Below are 24,774 nucleotides of genomic sequence, written 5' to 3'. Positions count from 1 at the left end.
CTCACACAGGGGGGATGTGTCAGCCCTTCCAGACCTGTGGGTTCACCAGGTCCTGCGGGCGCTGGCCCAGCAGGGCGCTGCGCAGGTTGTCCAGGGCGCGGTTGGCCATGGCTTCGCGGGTTTCGTGGGTGGCCGAGCCGATGTGCGGCAGGGTTACGGCGTTGCTCAGTTGGAACAGCGGCGACTCGGCCAGCGGCTCCTGCTCATACACATCCAGGCCGGCACCCCGAATCTTCTGGGTTTGCAGGGCGTCGATCAGCGCCGGCTCGTCCACCACCGGGCCACGGGAAATATTGATCAGGATCGCGCTGGATTTCATCAGGCCCAACTCGCGGGTGCTGATCAGGTGGCGGGTCTTGTCGCTCAATGGCACCACCAGGCAGACGAAGTCCGACTCGGCCAGCAATTGGTCGAGGCTGCGGAACTGGGCGCCCAATTCCTGTTCCAGCGCGGTCTTGCGGCTGTTGCCGCTGTACAGGATCGGCATATTGAAGCCCAGGCGTCCACGCCGGGCCACGGCGGCGCCGATGTTGCCCATGCCGATGATGCCGAGGGTTTTGCCGTGTACATCGCAACCGAACAGTGGCGCGCCGACGCTGGCTTTCCACTGGCCGGCCTTGGTCCAGGCGTCCAGTTCGGCCACGCGGCGTGCGCTGCTCATCAGCAGGGCGAAGGCCAGGTCGGCGGTGCTTTCGGTGAGTACGTCGGGGGTGTTGGTGAGCATGATTCCGCGCTCGTTGAAATAGGGCACGTCGTAGTTGTCGTAGCCTACTGACACGCTGGAGACCACCTCCAGTTTGCTTGCGCCTTCGAGCTGTGCGCGGCCGAGCTTGCGGCCTACGCCGATCAAACCGTGGGCGTGGGGCAGGGCCTCGTTGAATTGAGCGTTGATGTCGCCCAGCTTGGGATTGGGGACGATGACCTCGAAATCCTGTTGCAGGCGTTCGATCATTTCCGGGGTAACACGGCTGAAGGCGAGGACGGTCTTTTTCATTGCAGGCGGGCTCATCGACTACGGAAGAATGCCAAGCACGCTAACATTCTTGGGGGGGATTGGGGGGAGCTTTTTGGTGTTGTTTGGTGGGTGAGTGTACATATCCGTTGCTGCGGTAACGGCGGCTGGCGGTTCCGCTCTTACAGCGGGTCACTTTTGGCAAACGCCCGGAATGCCGGCCCAGCCAAAAGTAACCAAAAGGTCTTTGCCCCACCACTCGGTGCCTCGCCTAGGCTCGGCATGCCCTCACTTCTGCCAGCGTGGTTGACGGGGCCTGTCAGATCAAGATCAAAAGCAGAGCACGGCGGCCTAGTAGCCGACCTGAGTGGTAGAAGCAAAAGCGGATCAAAAGCACAGCAACACCACATCTGTCTGATGCACAGAGATCCAAATGTGGGAGCGGGCTTGCCCGCGAATACGGTGGTTCAGTCAGCTCATGTGTCACTGGCACACCGCCTTCGCGAGCAAGCCCGCTCCCACAAGTTGACCGAGTTCAACCTCCACCACCGCAGTGCTTTGCTTTTCTGTGGGAGCTGGCTTGCCTGCGATGCAGGCACCTCGGTCTGTCAGTGAAACCCAGTAGATTCCATCGCAGGCAAGCCAGCTCCCACATTTGATTGAGTTCAGGTTCCAGAATCAGGTCGGCTGTCAGGCCGCCTCGGTTTTGCTTCTACCACTCAGGTCGGCTACTAGGCCGCCGTGCTGTAGATTTTGATCTTGATCTTAGGCGCCCCGTTAAACCACGCTGGCCGAACGCAGGCTTGAATCCGTGGGTAACCCGGCAGGACGCCGGGTTAGCCGTGTTGGGCCATGGATGGCCCGTCACGGCGGCCCACGGATTCAAGCCGGAGTGAGGGCACACCGAGCCTAAGCGAGGTGCCGAGTGGTGGGGCAAGAGCCTTTTGGTTACTTTTGGGCTCTTTTCAAAAGTGACCCGCTGTAAGAGCGGAACCCATACCCGCCATCACCCAAATAACGGATATGCCCCCAAAGCCCAAAGCCCAAAGCCCAACCCCAAAGCCCAGTCAGTTAGCCAACCGCGCCCCGCTAAGGCTCCCACTCAACTCATACGCCACCAATTCCGCCTGATGCGCCGCCAGAATCTCGGGCAACGACCCGCGCAGATATTCAACCCACGTCTTGATCTTCGCATCCAGGTACTGGCGCGACGGGTAGATGGCATACAAGTTCAGCTCTTGCGAACGGTAGTTAGGCATCACCCGCACCAGCGTGCCGTTACGCAACCCCTCGATAGCCGCATACACCGGCAACAGACCCACGCCCATGCCACTGGTGATCGCCGTTTTCATCGCATCCGCCGAATTGACCAGAAACGGCGACGTATTGATCGCCACACTTTCCTGGCCTTCAGGCCCGTTGAAGGTCCACTTATCCAGCTGGATCACCGGGCTCACCAACCGCAGGCACGCATGGTTGAGCAAATCCTGCGGCCGTTGCGCGCAGCCCTTGGTCTTGACGTAATCCGGCGACGCACACGCGATGCTGTAGGTAATGCCCAGCCGCTGGGACACAAACCCCGAGTCCGGCAATTCACTGGCCAGCACGATCGACACGTCGTAGCCCTCATCGAGCAAATCCGGCACGCGGTTGGCCAGGGTCAGGTCGAAGGTCACGTCGGGATGCGTACGGCGGTAGCGGGCAATGGCGTCAATCACGAAATGCTGGCCGATCCCGGTCATGGTGTGCACTTTCAACTGCCCGGCAGGCCGCGCGTGCGCGTCGCTGGCTTCGGCTTCGGCTTCTTCCACGTAGGCGAGGATCTGCTCGCAACGCAGCAAATAGCGTTTACCGGCTTCGGTCAGTGCGATGCGGCGGGTGGTGCGGTTGAGCAAGCGGGTTTGCAGATGGGCTTCCAGGTTGGAGACCGCGCGCGAGACGTTGGCCGTGGTGGTGTCCAGTTGCACGGCGGCGGCGGTGAAGCTGCCAGCTTCGGCCACGCAACTGAAAGCGCGCATGTTTTGCAAAGTGTCCATGGAGTGTTCTCAGGGGAGATAGCAAATTGTGACAGAAAGTTACGCCGTCCAGTGATCCCTACCAACGGATTATCGCTTGAACGGTAACAAAGATTCACAGGAATGCCAGCTTATCGTTCCCCATGGCGCCCCCTAGAATTGCGCCACCTCTTGCGCAACACCACCTCAGGAATACGCTTGCCGTGCCGCGTCGCATCATCAGAGAGCTGAAGACTCTCAGTGTTTGGGCCTTATCGTTAGCAATCAGCAGCTGCATCGGAACCGGAGGAATCGCCCCCCAAGGCCAGGCCCTCAACGCCAATAACCTGGCCACCGACGAAGCCATCCAGAGCGCCGCCCACGACGCCCACTGGCCCACCACGCAATGGTGGCAAGCCTATGGCGATCCGCAACTCAATCATTGGGTGCAACTTGCCACGCAAAACAGCCCGAGCCTGGCCATGGCCGCCGCGCGGGTGCGTGAGGCGCGGGCCATGGCCGGCATCGTCGAGTCGGCCGAGTCGTTGCAGATCAACAGTGACACCACCCTCAAACGCCACAACTGGCCGAAGGATCAGTTCTACGGCCCCGGCGAGTTGAGCGGAACAACCACCTGGGACAGCAATTCGTCCCTGGGCCTGAGCTATGCCCTCGACCTGTGGGGCCGCGAAAGCAACGCCAGCGAACGCGCTGTCGACCTGGCGCATATGAGCGCCGCCGAAGCGCGCCAGGCCCAGCTCGAATTGCAGAACAACGTGGTGCGCGCCTACATCCAGTTGTCCTTGCAGTACGCCAACCGCGACATCGTCGCCGCCACCCTGGCCCAGCAGCAGCAGATTCTCGACCTGGCCAATAAACGCCTGAACGCCGGGATCGGCACGCACTTCGACGTCAGCCAGGCCGAAACGCCGTTGCCGGAGACCCATCGCCAGCTCGACGCGCTCGACGAGGACATCGCCCTGAGCCGCAACCAACTGGCTGCTTTGGCGGGCAAAGGTCCGGGCGAGGGTGCACAACTGCAACGCCCGAGTTTATCCCTCGCCGCGCCGCTGAAATTGCCGTCGAGCCTGCCGGCGCAATTGCTTGGCCAGCGCCCGGACGTGGTCGCCGTTCGGTGGCAGGTCGCCGCGCAAGCCCGTGGCATCGACGTCGCGCACGCCGGCTTCTACCCCAACGTCGACCTGGTCGGCAGCTTCGGCTACATGGCCACCGGCGGCGGCCTGCTGGAGTTTCTGGCGGGCAAGAAATTCAACTACAACGTCGGCCCGGCGATCACCTTGCCGATCTTCGACGGCGGTCGTTTGCGTGGGCAACTGGGCGAAGCCAGCGCCGGTTATGACCTGGCCGTGGCCAAGTACAACCAGACGCTGGTCAACGCGCTCAAGGGCATCAGCGACCAGTTGATCCGCCGCGAATCGATGGACAAGCAGGCGTCCTTCGCCGCGCAGTCCGTGGCCTCTGCGCAGAAAACCTACGACATCGCGATGATCGCCTACCAGCGCGGCCTCACCGATTACCTCAACGTGCTGAACGCCCAGACCTTGCTGTTCCACCAGCAGCAAATCGAACAACAGGTGCAAGCCGCACGCCTGAGTGCCCACGCCGAACTGGTCACCGCCCTGGGCGGCGGGCTCGGCGCCGGCAACGATGTGCCGCCAGACACCAAGACCCTTCCGAGCAAGACCCCGGCGGCGCTTGCCGTGTTTGATCACTGAGTAGGATTTGATGACACCCTTGCCTGCACCGCTGCGCTGGTTGCACTCCCTGGAGTGGCGCCGTGGTTTTTTCGACTGGGCACGCAGCGATGGCGTGACCTGGGTCTATATCTTCAAGGTGCTGATCGCCGCGTTCCTCACGTTGTGGCTGGCGATGCGCCTGGAACTGCCGCAACCGCGCACCGCGATGATCACCGTGTTTATCGTGATGCAACCGCAGAGCGGCCAGGTCTTCGCCAAGAGTTTTTACCGCTTCCTGGGCACCCTGACGGGGTCGGCGGTGATGGTCTTGTTGATCGCCTTGTTTGCGCAGAACACCGAATTGTTCCTCGGCGCGTTGGCTATCTGGGTGGGTATTTGCACGGCCGGTGCGACGCGTAATCGCAACTTTCGCGCCTATGGGTTTGTGCTGGCGGGCTACACCGCGGCGATGGTGGGTTTGCCCGCGCTGGCCCACCCGGACGGGGCCTTTATGGCGGCGGTGTGGCGGGTGCTGGAAATCTCTTTGGGGATACTGTGCTCGACGTTGGTCAGCGCCGCGATCCTGCCACAAACCAGCAGCGCCGCGATGCGCAACGCCTTGTACCAGCGCTTTGGCGTGTTCGCGCTGTTTGTCACCGACGGCCTGCGTGGGCGCAGCCAGCGTGAAGGGTTCGAGGCCAGCAATGTGCGCTTTATCGCCGAGGCCGTGGGCCTGGAAGGGCTGCGCAGCGTCACCGTATTTGAAGACCCGCACATGCGGCGGCGCAATGGCCGGTTGAGTCGCCTCAACAGCGAATTCATGAGCATCACCACGCGCTTCAACGCCTTGCACCAGTTGCTTGAGCGGCTGCGCACGGATGCAGCCGATCACGTCGCTGCGGCAATCAAGCCGGGCCTGCAAGACCTGGCCGAAGTCCTTGACGGTTTCTCCGGCCGTGCGCTCACCAGCCCCGATGCGGCGCGTCTGGTCAATCAATTGAGCGCCTACAAGGATGGACTGCCCGCCAAGGTGCGCAGCCTGCGTGCGAACTTTCAGCAAGGCAATCCGAGTGAAGCCGAGCAGCTGGATTTTCATACTGCCTACGAGCTGCTTTACCGCTTTGTCGATGACCTGCACAACTACGCGCAGACCCACGCATCACTGGCCGATCACAGCCATGAGCGCGAGCAGTGGAGCGAAGCCTACACGCCGAAAACCAACTGGCTGGCCTGCGCCGCTTCGGGGATTCGCGCGTCCTTTATCCTGATCGTGCTGGGCAGTTACTGGGTAGCCACCGCCTGGCCCAGCGGCGCGACCATGACCCTGATCGCCGCCGCCACCGTCGGCCTGTCCGCCGCCACGCCCAACCCGAAACGCATGGCCTTCCAGATGGCTTGCGGCACCCTGATCGGCGCGTTGGTGGGCTTTGTCGAAATGTTCTTTGTGTTCCCGTGGATCGACGGCTTCCCGCTGCTGTGCGTGATGCTTGCGCCGGTGATTATCTTCGGCTCGTTCCTCGCCTCCCGCCCGCGATACGCCGGCGTCGGCGTGGGCTTGCTGATCTTTTTCAGCACCGGCTCGGTGCCGGACAACCTGACGGTCTACAACCCTTACAGCTTTATCAATGACTACATCGCCATGGTCATTGGCATGCTGGTGTGCGCGGCGGCTGGCGCGATTATCCTGCCGCCGAACAGCCGCTGGTTGTGGCGCCGTCTGGAGCAGGACCTGCGCGAGCAGGTGGTGTACGCGATCAGCGGCAAGCTCAAGGGCCTGGCGTCGAGTTTTGAAAGCCGCACCCGCGACCTGCTGCACCAGGCCTACGGCCTCGCCGTCGGCCAGCCGCACGTGCAACGCGACTTGCTGCGCTGGATGTTTGTGGTGCTGGAAGTCGGCCACGCGATCATCGAGTTGCGCAAGGAGCAGGCGATATTGCCGGTGCACCCGGCGTATGCCGAGTCGCAACCCTGGCGCCAGGCGATCCGCGTGATGGGCCGCTCGCTGGTGCGGCTGTTCCTGCAACCGAGTGCCAGCAACCTGGAGCGCGGGTTGATTGCCGTCGACCATGCGATCAGCCGCGTGCAGGCCACCGATGAACCCTTCGCCCCGCACTTCGACACCTCGGCGTTGCGCCGGGTGAAAAGCTACCTGCACTTTATCCGCACGTCGTTGCTGGACCCGCAATCGCCCCTGGCTGCCCTCAAAGGATCCCCGAATGCCTCGTGAAATCGCATTCCACGGCGTCTACATGCCGACCATGACCCTGATGTTTTTTATCGCCGCAGGGCTGGCCTGGGCCTTGGACCGCTTCCTGGCCGGGTTCGACCTGTACCGTTTTTTCTGGCACCCGGCGTTGCTGCGCCTGAGCCTGTTCGTTTGCTTGTTCGGCGCCCTGGCGCTGACCGTCTACCGTTGAGATGCCCCGATGAAAAAGTTTTTCAGCCTGCTCGCGACCTTGCTGGTACTGGCTTTGGCGATCTGGATTGGCCGCACGCTGTGGGTGCACTACATGGAAACGCCGTGGACCCGCGACGGTCGCGTGCGCGCCGACATCATCAACGTGGCGGCCGACGTCACCGGCGAAGTGGTAGACGTACCGGTGCGTGACAACCAGTTGGTGAAAAAGGGCGACCTGCTGATGCAGATCGACCCCGAGCACTACCGCATCGCGGTCAAGCAGGCGCAATCGCTGGTGGCCTCGCGCAAGGCCACCTGGGAGATGCGCAAGGTCAACGCCCACCGCCGCGCCGACCTCGACGCCCTGGTGATCTCCAAGGAAAACCGCGACGACGCGAGCAACATCGCCGACTCGGCCCTGGCCGATTACCAACACGCGCTGGCGCAGTTGGAAGCGGCTGAGCTGAATTTGAAACGCACTCAAGTGGTGGCGGCGGTGGACGGCTACGTCACCAACCTTAATGTGCACCGGGGCGACTACGCGCGCATCGGCGAGGCGAAGATGGCGGTGGTCGATATGAATTCGTTCTGGGTGTATGGCTTCTTTGAAGAAACCAAGCTGCCCCACGTCAAAGTCGGTGACGAGGCCGATATGCAATTGATGAGTGGCGAGACGCTCAAGGGCCATGTGGAAAGCATCTCGCGCGGCATCTACGACCGTGACAACCCCGAGAGCCGCGAACTGATCGCCGATGTGAACCCGACCTTCAATTGGGTGCGCCTGGCCCAGCGCGTGCCGGTGCGCATTCACATTGATGAAGTGCCCGAAGGCGTGCTGTTGGCGGCGGGCATCACTTGCACCGTCATCGTCAACCCAACACAACACTAACTGTGGCAACTGGCTTGTGTGGGAGCTGGCTTGCCTGCGATGGCGGACAGTCAGTTGAAGTATGTATGGCTGACCCACCGCTATCGCAGGCAAGCCAGCGCCCACAGTTTGGACGGTGTTAAGCCTTGATAAAGGTTTCGTGCAAATGGCGCCACAGCAACGCCCCGCTGGCCTGCTTCTCGAACACCACGGTGGCGCGTCGATCAGTCTGTGTGCCGCTGTCATCAACCTGATGTTCGCGGTAAGTCACCGTGGCGCCGCGTGCATGGCGGTCGATCCCGGTCATCTCGCTCAAGGTGATTTTCAAGCCCGGGCGCATACCGCCAAGGCGCGTGAACAGTGCTTTCACCCCGGCCGCATTTACCCGCGTACCGGTGGCGGGTGCGACCATGCTGAACTCGGGTGAGAAGCGCGCCAGCAAGGTTTCCAGCGTGCCTTCAGGCGCAACGCCGGCAAACCATTGCTCGATCTCGACGTGGGTCTGGATCACTTCCTCAAAAAAATCGCTGTAATCAATCATGGCTGGGCTCGTTGGCTGGGTGAAGCAGTGTCCGTACTCTGGAAGCGTCCAGGCGCAGCACTGCAAAAAGGGGGAGCAGTGTCAGGGCTGCCGCTATCGTGAAGGTTATGGCGAAGGAATCCAAGGCCGACAACAGCGCACTGAGTGCCGCCGCGCCGAGGCAAAAGCTCACTTGCCGATTGATATTCCACAGCGCGCTGGCATGGCCCATGCGTTGAGCGGGTATATCGAGAAACGCCAGCGTCTGCGCGGTGCTGCTGCACAAGCTGCCCCCCAGGCCCATTAAGGCATAGGCCGCAATCACCCAAGCGGGTTGGTTGAGCAACAGGATGCCGCTGCATTGCAACGCCATGCCCGCCAGCAGCAAGGGTTTGGGGCCGCAGCGGTTAAACAGTTTTTTGCTCAGGAAAATCGCCAGCGCGGAGGCCAGTGCCCACGGCAGCATCAGCGCGCCGGTCTGCGTGGCGTCATAGCCGAGGCCGCGCAGGTAGAGGATGGCGATCAGGCTGGTGCCGATAAAGACGCCAGGGATGAACAGATAGACCAACATCGCCACGCGCAGCATCGGGCTACGGATCTGCGTGAAGATGCTGCCCACGTCCAGGGCCGGGCGCACCGTGGCGGGCGCGTCAGGTTTTATCCACAGCAGTGCCAGCAGCAACGTGATCAACGCCAGCGGCAGGTTGACATAGAAGATCCAGCGCCACGACAGGCTGTCGACGATCAACCCACCCAGGGCCGGCGACAGCGCCGGCACCAGCAGCGCCACCGACATCACCCGCGCCGTCAACTGACTGCGTTCTGCCGCTGGAAAATACCGGTAGGCCAGGGCCTGGCCCACGGGAATCAGCAGTCCGCCGCCCAAGCCTTGCAGCGCCCGCCAGCCAATCAGGGTTTCGATAGAACTCGCCTGGCCGACCATCAGCGAGGCCCCCGCGAATAACAGCAGGCTCGCCGCGATCAGCGTTCGCTCGCCCATCAGTGCCGCCAGCCACACGCTCAGGGGAATGATCACGGTCAGCCCAAGCATGTAGGCATTGCTGATCCAGGCCAATTGTGTGACCGAGGCGTGCAGCTCGCGAGCGATGTCCGGGTAGGCGACCGTGGCGACAAACATGTTCACCAGGTCCAGGGCAAAGCCGAATAAAAAGATCCAGGCGACTTTCGAGCGGTAGGTCATGGACGCGATCCTGCGAATGAAGCGCGCAGGGTAGGCCGCCAGCAGGGTTTGGGCTACGCCGGTTTGCCTGTTAGTTTGTCAAAAATATTTTGACAAAGGAGGGCGTGGCCGATGGTCAGCCTGGACCGATTCGACACCTTCAAGGCTGTGGTAGAAGCCGGTTCGCTTACCGCTGCGGCCGATTTGCTGGGCCAGACCCGCGCCGTGGTCAGCTTCAACCTCAAGCGCCTGGAAGCAGAGCTGGGCGTGACCCTGCTGACCCGCAATACCCGCCAACTGGCGCTGACCGATGCCGGCGAGCGTTTTTATCTGCGCTGCACACGCATGCTTGAAGAAGCGCGCCTGGCGGTGGAAGAGGCGCGCTCCGAACATGCCCAGCTCAAAGGCACGTTGCGCATCACCACCACAGTCGAATACGCGCTGGCGGTGGTTGCCCCTGCAATCGAGGCCTTTCGGCGCTTGCACCCGGACCTGAACATTCACTTATCCACCTCCTCGACCCACGCCGATTTGATCTCCGAACGCTTTGATGTGGCGATTCGACTGGGACGTCTGCTCGACTCCAATCACCGTGCGGTGCAGTTGTCGACCTTTGAGGTGTTTGCAGTGGCAGCGCCCGAGTTTGCCGAGGTTCAAACCCTGGATGCGTTGGAGCAGGTGCCCAAGCTGGGCCATGGCCGTTTGACGGAACTGAGCCTGACCGACCCGGCCGGTGGTGAGCATCAATACCGTGCCGGCCCGACTGCGCTGGTGGCCGACAGTGCGGCCGTGCTTCAGGCGTTTGCCGTGCGCGGCCTCGGCGTGGCGGTGCTGCCGCAATGGTTGGTGCAGGATGACCTGGCGGCGGGGCGCTTGGTGCGCTTGTTGGCGGACCATCGTTTTGCGCCACAGGGGATCTATGCGATGTACCCGGGCACGCGGCATTTGCCGCTCAAGGTGCGGGCGTTTATTGATTTCATGAAAGGCTAGAGCGAGCCCGACAGGCCGAAGCGCTTCTTCAAGACTTTTTCCAACAGGGCCTTGGGTACCAAGGCCGCCATCAGTGGCAGCGCCCGGCAGCCATTGCCCGCGCGCAGCAGCCGTGGCGGCGTTGGCTGTTGCACGGCCTTTAATACCTGCGCCGCGAATTGCTCGGCTGAGGTCGGGTTGTTCTGCGAGGCCTGGGAGCGCGCACGAATGCCTTCGCGCAACGGCCACCATGGTGACTTTTCGTTGATCAACAGCTCGGCCTGGGCGCCGGCGTTTTTCGCAAAATGCGTGTCGATAGCGCCCGGCTGCACTTCCATCACGCGCACACCAAATGGCGCCAGCTCCATGCGCAGTGCGTCGCTCAACGCGTGCACCGCCGCCTTCGAGGCGCAGTAGGCGCCGGCAAACGGTGTCACCAATACGCCGGAGACGCTGCCGATGTTCACCACCAGGCCTTTGGCTCGACGCAGGGCAGGAAACAGCGCCTGGGTCACGCCGACGATGGAAAACACATTGGTTTCGAACTGGCGTTGCATGGCCTCGGTGCCGCCGTCGAGCAGCGGGCCCATGGCGCCGTAGCCGGCATTGTTGATCAGCACGTCCAGCCCGCCGATCTGTTCGGCGAGCGCCTTGAGCGCCATGGCGTCGTTGACGTCCAGTTGCACGGCCTTGAAACCGGCGGCAGCCAGGGCGCTCACATCATCAGGCTGGCGGGCGCTGGCCCACACTTCATGGCCTGCGGTTTTGAAGGCATCGGCCAGGGCGCGGCCGATGCCGCTGGAGCAGCCGGTGATCAGTACAGTGGGCATGAATCAATCCTTTGTCAGTCCGAGAAACTGCCTTGCAGGTGCTCGGCGCGAAATTCCAGGGTTTGCGGGCGGTAGCCGGGGCGCAGCGGTGGTGTGGGGAGGCAGTCGTCCCAGGTGGCGCCGGCCTGCAACTCGCCGGGGCCGCGATAGCGTGGAGCGGCGTAGACATTGTCGGCCAGGTTGACGGAGTCGCCCGGTGCATAGGCTGCAACGCGCCAGCGCAGTTCGGTCAGCGGTACGTCGTTGCCGTTGCTCAGGACCAGTTTCAGCGGTCGGTCTGGCGGGCATTCCTGCGGCGCATAGCTGATGCGCAGTTCCAGGCGCGACAGTTGCGAGGCTTCGCGGCTGTCCAGCCACACCACCCAAATCGCCACACAGCCCAGGCCGACAGCGGCCGCGAGCGACACCGGCAACGCCTTGGCCGGGTAGCGCAGCAGCAGGATCAGCCAGGTGATGATCAGGAGAACGCCGAAGAACATGGAGACCACCTCGAATAGGGAACGAGCATCCTAACTTAAGCGTAGGTGGGATTGGCGAGCTTGAGATAAGTGTTGATTGGGCCGCCGCCATCGCAGGCAAGCCAGCTCCCACCTTCGACGGCATTCACAAGTCAAAAGGTGGGAGGGGGCTTGCCCCCGATGACTGACTTACTGAGCAGAAGAATCCGCCTGCAACCCTTCGGTGCAAGCCTCTCGACCAGGACCAAACTGGTCTCGGCCCATCGCAGGCAAGCCAGCTCCCACCTTTGACTGCATTCACAAATCAAAAGGTGGGAGGGGCTTGCCCCCGATGACTGACTTACTGAGCAGAAGAATCCGCCTGCAACCCTTCGATGCAAGCCTCTCGACCAAGACCAAACCGGTCTCGGCCCATCGCAGGCAAGCCAGCTCCCACAGTTGACCGGGTACATCCGTTGGAATGCGGTCAACTGTGGGAGCTGGCTTGCCTGCGAAGAGGCCTTCAGCAACACCCAAAACCCCACAAAAAAGCCCCCACCCAACCCACTGCGGATAGGGGACGCAATGGGCTGGGTGAGGGCTTCTTTCTACGACTGTATTACTGCGCGATAGTTTTCACCGACACGCCACGTTCAACCGGCGTGGAGCGTCCGTAGATATCTTCGAAGCGCTCGATATCGTCTTCGCCCAGGTAGCTGCCCGATTGCACTTCGATGATTTCCAACGGGATCTTGCCCGGGTTGCGCAGGCGGTGCACCGAGGCGATCGGGATGTAGGTGGACTGGTTCTCGCAGAGCAGGAACACGTTCTCGTCACAGGTGACTTCGGCCGTGCCGCTGACCACGATCCAGTGTTCGGCGCGGTGGTGGTGCATTTGCAGGGACAGGCACGCGCCCGGCTTGACCGAGATGTGCTTGACCTGGAAGCGACCGCCCATGTCCACCGAGTCGTAAGAGCCCCACGGACGATAGACTTCGCAGTGGTTCTGGGTTTCGCTGCGGCCCTGGTCGTTGAGGGTGCTGACCATCTGCTTGACGCCCTGGACCTTGTCCTTGTGGGCAATCATCATCGCGTCCTTGGTTTCTACCACCACGATGTTGTCCAGGCCAATCACCGACACCAGCTTGCCGTTGCCGTGAATCATGCAATTACGGCTGTCCTGGATCACCACGTCGCCTTTGCTGACGTTACCGTGGATGTCTTTGTCGTTGACCGCCCACAGCGAGGCCCAGCAACCCACGTCGCTCCAGCCGGCACTCAGCGGTACCACGCAGGCACGCTGGGTTTTTTCCATCACGGCGTAGTCGATGGAATTGTCCGGGCAGCAGGCGAAGGTGGCTTCGTCGAAGGTCACGGTGTCGGCGGTCTGCTCGCTGCGTTCCAGGGTCAACAGGCAGGTGTCGTAGATGTCCGGATCGTGTTTTTTCAGCTCTTCGAGGAAGCGGCTGGCGCGGAACAGGAACATGCCGCTGTTCCAGAAGTAACCGCCGCTTTTGACGAACTCGACCGCGCGTTTTTCATTGGGTTTTTCGACGAACTGTTCAACGCGGCTTACGCCTTCGGGCAGCAGTGAATCGTTGGTGGACTTGATGTAGCCATAACCGGTTTCCGGACGGGTGGCCGGTACGCCGAACAGCACCATCTCGCCACGCTCGGCCGCCACGGTGGCCAGGGCCAGGGCGCGTTGCAGGGCTTTCTGGTCGTCGATCACGTGGTCGGCCGGCAGCACCAGCATCAGCTCGTCGCGGCCTTCATTGACCAGCATCATCGCCGTCAGGGCCACGGCCGGCGCAGTGTTGCGACCGAACGGCTCCATCAGGATGCGCTGGCATTCGAGCTTACGCGTGCTCAGTTGCTCGTTGACGATAAAACGGTGGTCCTTGTTGCAGACCACGATCGGTGAGTCCATGCCTTCGAACACCAGACGCTCCAGGGTTTGCTGGAACAGCGTGTGCTCGCCGGTCAGGGCCAGGAATTGTTTCGGGAACTGTTTACGGGAAAGCGGCCAAAGACGTGAGCCGCTACCACCGGAAAGGATTACTGGGATCATGTGTTTCTCCTTGAATCAATTTGGGTCAGAGCTACGAAGGTTTGTCGTTTCACTCTTGTTTTTATCTCGGTCTGAACTGACACCTTGGCCTTGTGGGAGCTGGCTTGACTGCGATGCAGACGACTCGGTGTTTCAGTTACACCGCAGTGATGCCATCGCGGGCAAGCCCGGCTCCCACAGGGGGCATGGGTCAGTTCAAGAATCTAATCAGCGGGTCGATACCGGGCGTTTTACCCAGACTGGCGAAATGCTCGAACCGGAACCGGTCACATACAGCACCGCCGCTTCACCGCGCTCCAGGGCCACTGGTTTCACGTCGCCGACCTTTTTGTCGCCGTCATACAGGGCCAGGCTCACCTTCACCGGGTTGATTTCACGCTCGCCACGGCCTTTGGCGGCCACCGACTTGACCACGTCGGTCTTGCCGTCGGCGGTTTTCAGGGTCAGGGCCTTGTCGCTGAGGTTCTGCACGCGCACCAGGGATTTCTGCTTGTTCTTGAACGGCGGTTCTTCGATCAGCTGGGGCTGGCCGCTGCCGCTGTTGACCAGGGTGTAGTAGTGGTCGGCGGCGAGTTTGACCGGCACGGTCTGGCTGCCGACCTTGGCGCTGTAGTCGCCGCCCGGCATGAAGCTGAAGTCACTGCTGGCCAGTGGCGCAACGTCGCTCAGGTTGGTGGCGCCGACGGTGGCGCTGACTTCCTGGTTGCTGGCGTTGTACACACGTACAAAGCTTGAGCCTTTCGGCGCAGTTGGGCCGTAAAGGGCGGCGTCGCCCCCGGCGAAGGCGGACATCGATACGAAGCTCAAGCCGGCAGCAATGGCCAGGGTCTTGGCGAGACGACGCGGAGTAGTAGTGAAAGTCATGTGAGTTACCTCTCTTTCAGTTTTGCGCCCGGTCGGGCGTCTCGGATTTTTGGGTTTTAGCTGGGGTGTTCAGTGCCATGTTCTGTTGGCGCGAACCGGCTTGTTTAAGCTGCGCAACCCACTGCGGGTCGGCATCACCGATTTCGTTGTTGACGGGCAGATAACGTTCAGGGAACTCCCAGATCAGCACCTGTGGCGGGCTGTTCTTGAAGTCGTCGCTTTTGAGGTAGCTGAGCATCGGCAGAATCGGGCCGTGGCCGTCTTCGGAGTAGTTGATGACGTCGCTGTGCAAGGCTTGCTTGAGGGCGCCGACGAAGTTCCAGTTGGGGTTGGCGCTGTAGCTGGTGCCGACCAGTGCCACTGGGGTTTCGCTGTCGCTGAACAGGCCATCGTCGCCTTTGTTTTCAGCCAGGTGCGTGACGCGTTTTTGCAGCGGCTCTTTGGGCGGCATCAGGTTTTCGAACAGCGGGTCCAGCGGCAGGAACAGACGCAGGTCGCCTTTGTGCGGCTCGGTTTTTTCCGCTTCGGTGACAAAGCGCTGCGGTTCACCACTGAGCGGGGCCTTTTCGCTGATCACCTTGGCCAGTTGCTTGGCGGCAATTTCGGCGCCGTCCGGGGTCCAGTGGGTGTCGGTGCGCAGGAACACTTGCGTGCCGCCCAGCTTGGCCTGTTGCAGCGGGCCTAGCAGGTCGGGCGCGATGATCTTGTCGGCGGCGACACGGGCGTGGAAGTCCTGATACAGGTTGGCGTGGATGCTCGCCGGTTTCACTTCGCCCAGGTGTTCCGGGTACAGGCGCACCTTGGCCGGCACAATCGCCATGACCAATTGAATGCCCTGAGCCTTGAGCTTCTGGCGCACGCCTTCGACCAGCGCGTAGTTGCCCTCAAGGTTCTGGTCTTCGTTGACGATGGGGTTGAACTCCTCGTCGCTGTACAACCAGTGATCACGGCCCAGCACTACGCCAGGGCGGCCTTCGTTGAACAGCTTGTAGTCCAGCGCGGCCCACAGGTTGGTGCCGATGCGCTTGATCGGAAACTGGTCGTCGTAGTGCGTCTCGACGGCCTTGGTCCAGCGACCGTTGAGCACGGTCGCGTCGGCGTTGGTGCTGAAGCCGAAGAAGCTGCGCATCGACCAGGCGCCCAGGGCCAGCAGCACCAGCAGGAACAGCGCGATATAGAGGACGCGGAATGAACGGGTCATGGTCGGCTCCCCTCAGAATTGGAAGTAAAGGAACGGCGAGAAACTCTGCGCCGACAGTTTCAGAATCGACGCCACGAACAGCAGCAGTACAGCGCCGCGCATGGCGTAGCGTGGCCAGTCAGCGGTCCAGTAGGCCGGCTGCACGGCGGCGTCCTGGCCGACGGTGAAACCTGGCTGGTGGATGCTGCCTGGGTTGTCGCCCGGCACGGCCTTGATCAGGCTCGGGTCGGCCGGCTTGGCTTTCTCGGCAGGGCGGTTGGTGTAGAAATCGCGCAGGCCGAAGAACGCCAACGTTGCGTACGCCACCACCAGGGTTGCCACTTGCAGGCCGGTGAGGCTGGCGCGGTTGAGTTCCGACAGCGACCATTCGCCAAAGCTGAACATTGCGCCGTACATACGGCCGGCGACGTGCAGGTTCTCTGAGCGGAAGATCACCCAGCCCATCACCACCAGCAGGAAGGTGAAGGCCCAGCGCACCACGTTGAAGCTGCGCGGCGCGGTGTTGAGGCCGATGGCTTTTTCAATCGCCAGCCACATGCCGTGCCAGGCACCCCACACGATGTAGGTGATGTTCGCGCCGTGCCACAGGCCACCGAGCAGCATGGTCAGGAACAGGTTGCGGTAGGTGATCAGCGTGCCTTTACGGTTGCCGCCCAGGGTGATGTACAGGTAGTCACGCAGCCAGGTGGACAGGCTGATGTGCCAGCGACGCCAGAACTCGGTGATCGACTGGCTGATGTACGGCTGCTTGAAGTTTTCCATGAAGCGAAAACCCATCATCAAGCCCAGGCCGATGGCCATGTCGCTGTAGCCGGAGAAGTCGAAGTACAGCTGCGCGGTGTACGCCAGCGCACCCAGCCAGGCGTCGCCCGTGGTGGGGTTTTGCAGGGCGAAGCAATGGTCGGCGACCACCGCGAGGGTGTCGGCGATAAAGACCTTCTTGATAAAGCCCTGCATGAACCGCGTGCAGCCCTCGGAGAACTTGTCGAGGGTGTGCGTGCGGTTGTTGAACTGGTCGGCCAGGTCGCGAAAGCGCAACACCGGGCCGGCAATCAGGTGCGGGAAGATCGCCACGAACGCCGCAAAGTCGATGAGGTTGCGGGTGGCCGGGGTGTCGCCGCGGTACACGTCGATGATGTAGCTGATGGACTCGAAGATGTAGAACGAGATGCCGATCGGCAACAACACGTGGGTAAGGATGAACGGCTCCAGACCCACCGACTTCATCATCACGTTGATGCTGTCGACACCGAAGTTGGCGTACTTGAAGTAGCCGAGGATGCACAGGTCGACCGCCACGCCCAACAGCAGCCAGCGCTGGGCCGGCTTGGTGCGCACGCCTGCTGCACCGACCTTGAGGCCGATCCAGTAATTCCACAGCGTTACAGCGGCAAACAGCGCCAGGAAGTCCACTCGCCACCAGGCGTAGAACACGTAGCTGGCAATCAGCAGCAGCAGGTTGCGATAGCGTTGCCCGCTCAAGTAGTACAAGCCGAGAAAGATCGGCAAGAACAGAAACAGGAACACATTGGACGAGAAAACCATCCCGATCTCTCCATGTTTAACAGACAGTCAAGGGCCAGAGCCCCCCCAAACCCCCCCACGATTTCGGGGGGAGGCCGTACAACATTCCTACTGATGAAACCGGCTCAAACTGTGGGAGGGGGCTTGCCCCTCCCACCTTTCCAACCGCGTTGCGTCAGATTCCTTTGTTGCCCTTTTCATGCGTCGGGTCGTAGACCTTGGTCAGGTCACCGCCGAGCCGGAAGGTCTTGAACGGCTGCAAGCCATGCTTGCGTTCGAGCACATCCGGGGCGCAGGTGTAGAGGGTGCAGAAGGGTTCAAGCCAGGCAAATTTCATGTCTTCCTTGAGGTCCTTCATGTCCTGCTCTTTGCCGTTCTTCTTCTCGAAGATCTCCGGGTCTTTGACCCCGGCCAGCACTTTGTCGCCCAGGCGTTTGAGCGCGCCGTTGTTTTCCTGGCGCAGATCCACGCCGTTGACCAGGGCAAAGCTGGCGATCATCGACAGCGGCGGCAACGCGTAGTTGTGGTACGACAGAGCCCGCTGCTGACGCTTCAATTCGTTGGGCAAAAAGCCCTGGTCATCGACCTGGTTGGCGCCGACTTTGTATTCCTTCACGGCCCAATCAAACAGGTCGCGGCGGTTGGTGGCGACGGAGGTTGCCATCACCGACCAGGCGGCCCAGTAGGAGTGGTTGTTAGTTTTTTCCAGCGGCAGGTTGTCCCAATCGCTCACCACCTGATCGGCCAGCTTGTTGAACCAGGCTTCGATCACCTGCGACTCCTGCTGGTGGTTGGCCAACGGGTGGGAGTCGGAGAACTTCAGGCGCACATAGGCCGAGGCCATGCTGCCCAGCGCCCATTTGCGCATGGACTTGCCGGTGTGGTTGAAGTCCTTGGACATCAACGCATCTGCCTTGGCCCAGCTGGTCAGCCAGTTGAGCGTGCATTCGAGCTGCTGCGGACGACCGTCGCGCATGAACTGCATCACGCGCTTGCTGGTGTCTTTTTCCAGCTTGGTGATGTCGGCCGTGCTGTCGCGAAAGGCTTTTTCGGATTGCACATTCAGGGTGGAACGGGCTTTGTCCGAACCTTCGTACTTGCTGCGAAATTGCAGCGAGCCGGTGTACGGCGCCGGCATGGCGTCGCAGTCATTCTTGAAGTCGCCGGTCTTGAACGCTTCCACCGGGGCGAAATAGCCCTGGGGCGGGCGCAGTGGCGCGGCGGCGTTGACTGAACCGGCGAACATCGCCAGGCCCAGCAGCGTTGGAATCAATAACTTCTGCATAGGTAACCTCATTGCGCACTTACTTCACGGCAGCGAAGCAGTCTTCTGACCGCCGCTAGGGAATACGTTGCGTGTGCAAATTTTCGCTTCGACTTTCTGCGCAGCAGCGCCCGCTTCGGGACCCTGCACTTCCACGGCCAGCAAGTTCTGCGAGGCCCAGTCTTCATCGGTGCGCAGTTCAAAGGCGAAACGCCCGTCTGTATCGGATGTTTCGGGTTTCTCGATCTTGATGTCCTCGTGGCGCCCGTTCATGTACCAGAGGGTGGCTTGCAGGGTTTTCACCGACGGGTCGGCGAAGCGGATGTCGACCTGGTGACTGCTGTTACGCAGGTCTTTGTTCGAACTGTTGACCAGCAATTCGTTCTTGCCGGGTTTGAGCGTGGTGCTGGCGCTCATCTGCGCGGTCTTGCCTTCACAGCCGTTGTCGAGCAGCGACATCATCTGGCGGTAGATGGTCTCCTGGTCGAGGCGGTACAGCGGCGAGAATTCCCAGATCAGAATTTTCGGCGGGGTTTTCTGGAATTCATCGCTGCCCAGGTACTGGATCATCGAGCCTTCGAGGCCACCGCCGGGGAAAGCGACGTTGAGGATGTCGGCGCCGATTTCCTGCTCGAGGAAGCCGGCGAAGTTGTAGTTCTTGCCGCTGTGGCTGGTGCCGACCAGGGTGATCTGCGGGTTGCCCGAATCGCCGAACAGGTCGCCGTCACCGGCTTCGCCTTTGGGCTCGGTGGTGAACTGGTCCATGTACTGGATCGCGTAGCTGGTGCCGCACAGTTGCCCGGCCATGTTGTGCAGGGTGCCGGTCTTGCCCATGCGCCCGGAGCGCTTGGTTTCGAATTCGCGCTTGGGAATATCCGCAAACTCAGGCATCGCACGCACTTTGGCACCGACGATTTTCGCGGTGCGCTGGGCACCGTAGGGCGTCCAGTGTTGGTCGCCGCGGAAATAGAAATCGTGGGCCGGCAGTTCATCCGGCAGTTGCTCGTTGGTCAGCGGCGACAAGTCCGGCACCACGTAGCCCATCTTGGCAAAACGGCCGAGCATGGTTTTGTAGTTGCCCAGTGCCTTGTCGAAATCGAACTTGGCTTTCTCTTCGGGGTTGAGCTTGTTGCGATTCACCAGGCCACGGGTCGGCTGGTAGACCACCACCAATTCCACACCCTTGGCCTTGAACGCATCGTGCAGCTGTTGCATGCGTTTGTAGCCGGCGGGGCTGGTGTCGAATTCGGTGCGCAGGTCTTCCTGGGTACGGAACAGCCAGTCGCCCTGGGCTTGCACCAGGGTGGTGAAGTTCTGCTGATAACGCGTGGTGTAGTTCTTCGCGTCATGGGCCGCGGGGCACAGGCTGCAGCACGGTTCGGCGGTAAAGGTCGGCGCCTTGACGTCATCGGCGCGTACGCCTTGGCTGGCCGCCAGCAGGCCGAGGGTCAGACCCGAGAGGCTCAGCAGTTTGATCATGTGTGGGTGCATAAGGGTCATCCTCAGTCCTGCATTTCGGTCTGGCGTTCGACAGGGTCGATCAGCACGGCTTTCTGTTGGCGCACCAACAGGTCGAGAATTTCTTCCTGCCGATCACCCAGCACGCCGTTGAAGCTGATGCCGCTGGATTTGGTCGGCGCCAGCATCGACACGCGGTACAGCTCGACACTCAAGGGCGAGTCGATCGACAGCGGCCCGCTGCCGTTACCCGCCAATTCACCGCCGACCACGATCAGCGAGACCTTGGCGTCGAACGGGTCGAGGGCGATGTCGCGGTCGGTGTCGGTCAAATCCTTGATGTGGCCGTACACGCCGGTCAGCCCGTTGGCCATCGAGGTGTTCTCGTACAGGCGGATGTTCACGCTGTTACGGATGCGAATGCCGTGGCGACGGTTGCTGATCACCTTGTTGCCCCACAGCAAGTTGTCAGCGCTCTCATAGAGCGTGATGCCGTCGGTGTGGTTGCGGTAGATCTCGTTGTCGGCGATCAGGTTGTTGACGCTGTTACGGTCGATCACCAGGCCCGACAGCTTGTTGTCGTAGCTGCGGTTGTTGAAGATGAAGCTGTCGTTCACTTCCCGGGAAATGATGATGCCGTGCTTCTTCTTGGTGCCGTAGACGGTGTTGTCCGCAATGATCAGGCCGTGGGAACGGTCGTGCGGGTCAATGCCGTAGACGATGTTGTCTTTGTAGGTATTGCCCTTGAGCACAAAGCCGGTGGTTTCGTAGCAGTAGAAGCCGTACCACATGTCCGAGAACTCGGAATCGACGATCCAGCCGGTCGGCTCAGGGCGCTTGAGCACCTTGGCCATGTTCGGCGTGTACTGGGAAATACTCACCCCGTACGACTTACTGTTGGCGTAGCCGAAGCTGGCCATCTTGCTGTTGGCGACGTAAGTCTCGGTGCCGCCCCAGGCCAGCAGGAACGGGCGAAACTCCTTGGGCGACTGAAACAGCGCCGGGCCATTGGTCTTTTCATTCCAGCCGGTGATCTTGGTGTCACGCACAAACAGCTGACCGTCGTTGATCAGGAACGAACCGGCTTGCTGGGACAGGCGCAGTTCCTGGGTCTTCTTGTCGATTTCCAGAATGCCCTTGCGCCCGACCACGATTGGCAGCTTGGCCAAAAACACGCCCGGCGAGGTTTCGCTGAAGTACTGCTTGGGCACTTTGCCGAGCAGGTCCTTGAGGTTCAGGTAGCCGTCGTCGACAAAGATCGCCTGGGGAATGCCGTGCTGGCGCACCACCCATTCGGCCATCTTGTTATCGCCGCCGATAAAGTCCTTGAGCGCGTCTTCCTGCATCATGCGGCGGATGCTGATTTTGCCGGGCTTGCTTCTGACGATCTTCTTTTCCATCGCCGCGGCGGTGTAGCCCGACAGGTCCGGCAGGGCAGGCTTGGCCATTTCCAGCGGCGCGGTCGGCGGGCTGGAGATGGTGTAGGTCTTGGCCTGTTGCAGTTCTTTGGCGATGGTCGGCGCCTTGCCCTGCTGCGGGGTGTCGGCGAAGGCTGTGGCACTGGCCATCAGCATCGCGGCAACCAGCAATTTTTGAGGAATCATTGCGCAGGCTCCCATCAGAACTTCCAGATCACGTCGACAAAGGCGCGATGCATGTACGAGTCGACCTGGCTGCCATAGGCATCACCCGGCTTGAACACGCCGGCACGCAAGCGCACCAGCGCCGACGGTTCGTCGATCGACTGGCTGAGCGCGGCCGGCAGCAGGCCTTTCTTGAAGTACTTGGTGACCACCAGGTCCATCTCCTGGCCCAGGTCTTTCTTGCCGTCTTCAAGCGGCAGGGAAGTGCTGGACAGGATCGCGCCGGTCACGTCATCGGTGTTGTTCTGCACGGCATCGATGCCGTTGCTGCCCACCGGCTTGTTACCGTCCACGCGCCAGAATTTGTGATAGACCAGGCTGGCGTCATAGTCCTCGCGCAGCTGCCAGGAACCGAACAGGCTCATGGACTGCATGTTGTTCATCTCGCCACGAAACGCCTCGCCGAAGCGGTGCACGCGGGACTGGGTGCCGGTCCAGTTCGAACGGTTGCTTTGCAGGCCGTTCTGCTCGTAGTTGGCACTCGCGCGGGAGTAGGCCGCGCCGACTTGCCATTGCGGGTCCAGACGCAGGCGCACACCCAGGTCGGTGGCCCAGCCACTCACGTCATCGCTGCGCTTGGCTTCGGTTGGGCGGGTGCCGTCTTTGTTCAGGGCGTTGACCGTGTCGCGGTCGCCTTTCATGCCGGTGACGCTGGCCCAGTAGTTGACGGTGTTGGTGTTGCGCCAGTTATAGGCGTCGCTGTTGGCTTCGATGCCGAGCCAGGTCAGGTCGCCATTCTCGCGTTTGTCCAACGGGTCGGTGGCCACGCCCGGTTCGGCGTAGTCGAGCTTGCCGTCGTCATGGGTGTGGTGACCGCGCAGGCCGATCCACTGCCCCGGCGTCCACTGGTAGGCGGCGTCAGCGTAGAAGTGCTGGCGGTCCTTGTCCTTGGGCGACAGTTCCTTGAGGTCGGTGCGGTATTCGCTGAAGCGTTCGGCAGCGCCGACGTTGGCCTTGAGCAACGTGGTGTCGAAGGTCCAGTTCAGCGCTTCGATGTTGGTGTCGCGCCATTGGCCGTCGTCATTGCGCAGGCGCTGGCGGCCGAACTTGAGGATCTCGCCGGGGTAGGGCGTAAAGCCGCTGTATCCGACCCAGAACTCGCGCAGGGCCAGGTAGTTTTTCTTGGCTTTGCGGTCGTCGTTGCTTGATTGTTCGGTCGTGTCATCGGAGGACTGTTGCAGCGTGTCGGTCTCGATGATGTCGCTCGACACGACCGCCTGGCCCATGGCGTAGGCGCTCCACGCGCCGCTTTCGCCGTAGATCCACGGGCGCAGGTCAAGGCCGATGCCGTTGACGTCGCCGCCTTTCTGCGTGCCGAGGTCGCGGTCATCTTCCGATTGCGCGGTGGCTTTGACTTCCAGGCCGAAGTTCTTGGCTTCGGTCAGCGCGGCCAGGGTCGGGCACGACCACAGCAGGGCGAAGGTCAGGCCGATGCCGGCCTTGACGAATGGGTTGAGCTTCATAGGGATTCCTCGCCGTCTTCTTCTTGCAGGGCGTGCAGTTGCAGCGTGCTCTGGGCCAGGGTGCCGCGCGCGGCCAGTTCCTGTTGCACCAGGCGTTGGCCTTCGGCGCGTTGCTCTGGCGTGAGCGGGGCTTCGAGCTGCGTGGCCAAGTCATTGGCCTCTGGCGTGTCCTGGGCTTTAGCCAACTGGCTGAAGACGTAGGCGTTCAATGGGTCGGGCTTGGTGCCCTTGCCTTGGGAAAACAATTGCGCGATGGCGAAGTCGGCGCTGTTCTGGCCGTTGCGCGCAGCGGTCAGCAAATGGTCGAGGGCTTTTTGCGAATAGACCTTGCCCAGGTAGCCGCGACGGTAGATCTGGCCGAGGTAGTAATCGGCGGCCACTTCCTTGCCCACGGCTTTTTCGAAATGCGCTTCGGCGGCCTTGGCATCTGCCGGGACCCACTTGCCTTCGTAATAGAGCTTGCCCAGCAACAGCTCGGCGCGCGGCTGGTCGGCGGCGCGGCCGTTGTCCAGGTACTTCATCATCTGGTCGACGTCGCCCAGTTCGGGGAAGTCGTAGAGCAGTTGCGCCAGGCTGACCCAGGACGCCGGGTAGCCGGGGGCGATTTTTTCCAGCAGGGCCTGCGCGGTTTTCTCGTCGGTCTTGCCCAAAGTCGCATCGCCCAACACGCGGGCCACGCTGTCGACACGCTGCGCGGTGACGGTGCCACGGCTGTAGCCGGCTTCCATCTGCTTGAGCAGTTCGGCCTGTTTTTCCGGCTCGGCTTTTTTCTGGTAGACCGTGGCCAGCTCGACATAGCAGATGTCGGTGGTGTTCAGCGCGGCTTTGCAGATGCGCTCCACGTCATCCAGATGCTGGTCGTAAGTGTCCTGGGTGCGATACAGCAGCACTTGGGCCAGACCTGCTTCCGGGTAACCCGCGGCTTGCCATTTGCTGATCTGCTGTTGGGCATTCACGTTGGGGAAACTGTGCGGGTACTGCAGGTACAGCATCGCCAGCGGAATCAGGGTATTGCCTTCGCCATTGGCAAAGGCTTTTTTCAGCAGGCCTTCGGCCTCGTGTTGCTCGGCCTCTGTGGCACCGGGCTTGGCCACCAGCAGGCGACCCAGGCGGGCCTGGGCGCGTGGCGAGGTATCGGCCGCCGCGCGGTAGGTGGCTTCGGCCTGGCGGATTTGCTCGGGGTCACGGGTGGTCACCTGGATATCGGCCAGGCCCACTTGGGCCTCGCTGTAACCCAGGTCTGCCAGCTGCTGATAGTTCTGCTGGGCGGTCACCGTGTCGCCACGTTTCAAGGCTTCGTTGGCCAGGCGCTGGTCGGGCAGGCCGGCGCAACCGGCCAGGCTCACCGCCAATGCCAGCGCGCAGAACGCAGAGGCTGAGTGAAATCGGCTCTGTGTGGGAGCTGGCTTGCCTGCGATGGCGTCACCTCGGTGCATCTGAA

Annotated in this window: 20 protein-coding genes; 5 read left to right on the top strand and 15 right to left on the bottom strand. The window is 61.6% G+C overall.

The annotated features are described in order from the left end of the window. Positions 1-19: 19 nt before the first annotated feature. Together ACM530_RS04835 and ACM530_RS04830 are read right to left on the bottom strand one after the other, a co-directional pair. A complete protein-coding gene (locus tag ACM530_RS04835) occupies positions 20-994 on the bottom strand; it encodes a 2-hydroxyacid dehydrogenase (RefSeq protein ID WP_416364366.1) in 975 nt (324 codons plus the stop codon). Between the two features lie 1,025 nt (positions 995-2,019). After that, a complete protein-coding gene (locus ACM530_RS04830) occupies positions 2,020-2,988 on the bottom strand; it encodes a LysR family transcriptional regulator (RefSeq protein ID WP_122719937.1) in 969 nt (322 codons plus the stop codon). 182 nt (positions 2,989-3,170) lie between these two features. Between ACM530_RS04830 and ACM530_RS04825 the strand changes: the two genes are divergently transcribed. Genes ACM530_RS04825 through ACM530_RS04810 form a run of 4 tightly spaced genes read left to right on the top strand, consistent with a single transcriptional unit; the run spans position 3,171 to position 7,930 of the window. After that, a complete protein-coding gene (locus ACM530_RS04825; RefSeq protein ID WP_416364365.1) occupies positions 3,171-4,682 on the top strand; it encodes an efflux transporter outer membrane subunit in 1,512 nt (503 codons plus the stop codon). 10 nt (positions 4,683-4,692) lie between these two features. After that, positions 4,693-6,870 (top strand): FUSC family protein, encoded by a 2,178-nt coding sequence (locus ACM530_RS04820; RefSeq protein WP_416364364.1) that lies wholly within the window; start codon positions 4,693-4,695, stop codon positions 6,868-6,870. Then, entirely contained in the window at positions 6,860-7,060 is a 201-nt protein-coding gene (locus ACM530_RS04815) for a DUF1656 domain-containing protein (protein WP_119738415.1), read from the top strand. The genes ACM530_RS04820 and ACM530_RS04815 overlap by 11 nt, the downstream gene beginning before the upstream one ends. A gap of 9 nt (positions 7,061-7,069) precedes the next feature. Beyond that, complete coding sequence (locus tag ACM530_RS04810; protein WP_145161251.1) at positions 7,070-7,930, top strand: HlyD family secretion protein; 861 nt, start codon at positions 7,070-7,072, stop codon at positions 7,928-7,930. 118 nt (positions 7,931-8,048) lie between these two features. Here ACM530_RS04810 and ACM530_RS04805 read toward each other — a convergent pair whose 3' ends face one another. Next, the gene (locus ACM530_RS04805; protein ID WP_145161253.1) at positions 8,049-8,450 is read right to left on the bottom strand and encodes a DUF4440 domain-containing protein; all 402 of its coding nucleotides are present in this window, start codon (positions 8,448-8,450) and stop codon (positions 8,049-8,051) included. Then, positions 8,443-9,630, bottom strand: a complete 1,188-nt coding sequence (locus ACM530_RS04800) for an MFS transporter (RefSeq protein WP_416364363.1) — start codon at positions 9,628-9,630, stop codon at positions 8,443-8,445. The genes ACM530_RS04805 and ACM530_RS04800 overlap by 8 nt, the downstream gene beginning before the upstream one ends. 111 nt (positions 9,631-9,741) lie before the next feature. On the opposite strand from ACM530_RS04800, the gene ACM530_RS04795 reads away from it, so the two are divergent. Next, positions 9,742-10,599 (top strand): LysR family transcriptional regulator, encoded by an 858-nt coding sequence (locus tag ACM530_RS04795; RefSeq protein ID WP_416364362.1) that lies wholly within the window; start codon positions 9,742-9,744, stop codon positions 10,597-10,599. On the opposite strand, the gene ACM530_RS04790 is transcribed toward ACM530_RS04795, so the two are convergent. The 11 genes from ACM530_RS04790 to algK all read right to left on the bottom strand — a co-directional run bounded on the left by ACM530_RS04790 (position 10,596) and on the right by algK (position 24,769). Next, the gene (locus tag ACM530_RS04790) at positions 10,596-11,408 is read right to left on the bottom strand and encodes an SDR family oxidoreductase (RefSeq protein ID WP_145161259.1); all 813 of its coding nucleotides are present in this window, start codon (positions 11,406-11,408) and stop codon (positions 10,596-10,598) included. The two genes, ACM530_RS04795 and ACM530_RS04790, sit on opposite strands and share 4 nt — an antisense overlap. Positions 11,409-11,422: 14 nt before the next feature. Continuing rightward, positions 11,423-11,887, bottom strand: coding sequence for a multidrug transporter (locus ACM530_RS04785; protein WP_106579538.1), 465 nt, complete (start codon positions 11,885-11,887; stop codon positions 11,423-11,425). A 577-nt stretch (positions 11,888-12,464) separates the two neighbouring features. Continuing rightward, a complete protein-coding gene (locus tag ACM530_RS04780; protein ID WP_119738428.1) occupies positions 12,465-13,916 on the bottom strand; it encodes a mannose-1-phosphate guanylyltransferase/mannose-6-phosphate isomerase in 1,452 nt (483 codons plus the stop codon). 207 nt (positions 13,917-14,123) lie between these two features. Further along, complete coding sequence (locus tag ACM530_RS04775; RefSeq protein ID WP_053254501.1) at positions 14,124-14,780, bottom strand: alginate O-acetyltransferase AlgF; 657 nt, start codon at positions 14,778-14,780, stop codon at positions 14,124-14,126. A gap of 16 nt (positions 14,781-14,796) precedes the next feature. Beyond that, positions 14,797-15,981, bottom strand: a complete 1,185-nt coding sequence (locus ACM530_RS04770) for an alginate O-acetyltransferase (RefSeq protein WP_262206499.1) — start codon at positions 15,979-15,981, stop codon at positions 14,797-14,799. Positions 15,982-15,993: 12 nt separating this feature from the next. After that, a complete protein-coding gene (locus ACM530_RS04765; RefSeq protein ID WP_262206501.1) occupies positions 15,994-17,526 on the bottom strand; it encodes an MBOAT family O-acyltransferase in 1,533 nt (510 codons plus the stop codon). Between the two features lie 154 nt (positions 17,527-17,680). After that, positions 17,681-18,790: a mannuronate-specific alginate lyase gene (locus tag ACM530_RS04760; protein ID WP_416364361.1), complete on the bottom strand. Its 1,110-nt coding sequence runs from the start codon at positions 18,788-18,790 to the stop codon at positions 17,681-17,683. Between the two features lie 24 nt (positions 18,791-18,814). Further along, entirely contained in the window at positions 18,815-20,260 is a 1,446-nt protein-coding gene (locus ACM530_RS04755) for an alginate O-acetyltransferase (protein WP_262206506.1), read from the bottom strand. An 11-nt stretch (positions 20,261-20,271) separates the two neighbouring features. After that, entirely contained in the window at positions 20,272-21,846 is a 1,575-nt protein-coding gene (gene algG, locus ACM530_RS04750) for a mannuronan 5-epimerase AlgG (protein WP_242194603.1), read from the bottom strand. Further along, entirely contained in the window at positions 21,846-23,333 is a 1,488-nt protein-coding gene (locus ACM530_RS04745) for an alginate export family protein (RefSeq protein ID WP_145161268.1), read from the bottom strand. The genes algG and ACM530_RS04745 overlap by 1 nt, the downstream gene beginning before the upstream one ends. Then, entirely contained in the window at positions 23,330-24,769 is a 1,440-nt protein-coding gene (gene algK, locus ACM530_RS04740; protein ID WP_369300953.1) for an alginate biosynthesis TPR repeat lipoprotein AlgK, read from the bottom strand. Before algK ends, ACM530_RS04745 begins: the two co-directional genes overlap by 4 nt. Positions 24,770-24,774 lie beyond the last annotated feature (5 nt).

The organism is Pseudomonas sp. NFX183, assembly GCF_047943075.1.
Taxonomy (GTDB): Bacteria; Pseudomonadota; Gammaproteobacteria; order Pseudomonadales; family Pseudomonadaceae; genus Aquipseudomonas.
The sequence above is the reverse complement of the archived record's forward strand: the minus strand, read 5'-3'. Positions and strand labels throughout refer to the sequence as shown.

Coding starts and splice junctions, on each gene's coding strand:
- ACM530_RS04820 (WP_416364364.1), top strand. CDS start 4,693: ATGACACCCTTGCCTGCACCGCTGCGCTGGTTGCACTCCCTGGAGTGG.
- ACM530_RS04795 (WP_416364362.1), top strand. CDS start 9,742: ATGGTCAGCCTGGACCGATTCGACACCTTCAAGGCTGTGGTAGAAGCC.
- ACM530_RS04755 (WP_262206506.1), bottom strand. CDS start 20,260: ATGCACCCACACATGATCAAACTGCTGAGCCTCTCGGGTCTGACCCTC.
- ACM530_RS04745 (WP_145161268.1), bottom strand. CDS start 23,333: ATGAAGCTCAACCCATTCGTCAAGGCCGGCATCGGCCTGACCTTCGCC.
- ACM530_RS04785 (WP_106579538.1), bottom strand. CDS start 11,887: ATGTTCTTCGGCGTTCTCCTGATCATCACCTGGCTGATCCTGCTGCTG.
- ACM530_RS04770 (WP_262206499.1), bottom strand. CDS start 15,981: ATGACCCGTTCATTCCGCGTCCTCTATATCGCGCTGTTCCTGCTGGTG.
- ACM530_RS04830 (WP_122719937.1), bottom strand. CDS start 2,988: ATGGACACTTTGCAAAACATGCGCGCTTTCAGTTGCGTGGCCGAAGCT.
- ACM530_RS04800 (WP_416364363.1), bottom strand. CDS start 9,630: ATGACCTACCGCTCGAAAGTCGCCTGGATCTTTTTATTCGGCTTTGCC.
- ACM530_RS04835 (WP_416364366.1), bottom strand. CDS start 994: ATGAAAAAGACCGTCCTCGCCTTCAGCCGTGTTACCCCGGAAATGATC.
- ACM530_RS04810 (WP_145161251.1), top strand. CDS start 7,070: ATGAAAAAGTTTTTCAGCCTGCTCGCGACCTTGCTGGTACTGGCTTTG.
- ACM530_RS04760 (WP_416364361.1), bottom strand. CDS start 18,790: ATGCAGAAGTTATTGATTCCAACGCTGCTGGGCCTGGCGATGTTCGCC.
- ACM530_RS04815 (WP_119738415.1), top strand. CDS start 6,860: ATGCCTCGTGAAATCGCATTCCACGGCGTCTACATGCCGACCATGACC.
- algG (WP_242194603.1), bottom strand. CDS start 21,846: ATGGGAGCCTGCGCAATGATTCCTCAAAAATTGCTGGTTGCCGCGATG.
- ACM530_RS04805 (WP_145161253.1), bottom strand. CDS start 8,450: ATGATTGATTACAGCGATTTTTTTGAGGAAGTGATCCAGACCCACGTC.
- ACM530_RS04775 (WP_053254501.1), bottom strand. CDS start 14,780: ATGACTTTCACTACTACTCCGCGTCGTCTCGCCAAGACCCTGGCCATT.
- algK (WP_369300953.1), bottom strand. CDS start 24,769: ATGCACCGAGGTGACGCCATCGCAGGCAAGCCAGCTCCCACACAGAGC.
- ACM530_RS04790 (WP_145161259.1), bottom strand. CDS start 11,408: ATGCCCACTGTACTGATCACCGGCTGCTCCAGCGGCATCGGCCGCGCC.
- ACM530_RS04780 (WP_119738428.1), bottom strand. CDS start 13,916: ATGATCCCAGTAATCCTTTCCGGTGGTAGCGGCTCACGTCTTTGGCCG.
- ACM530_RS04765 (WP_262206501.1), bottom strand. CDS start 17,526: ATGGTTTTCTCGTCCAATGTGTTCCTGTTTCTGTTCTTGCCGATCTTT.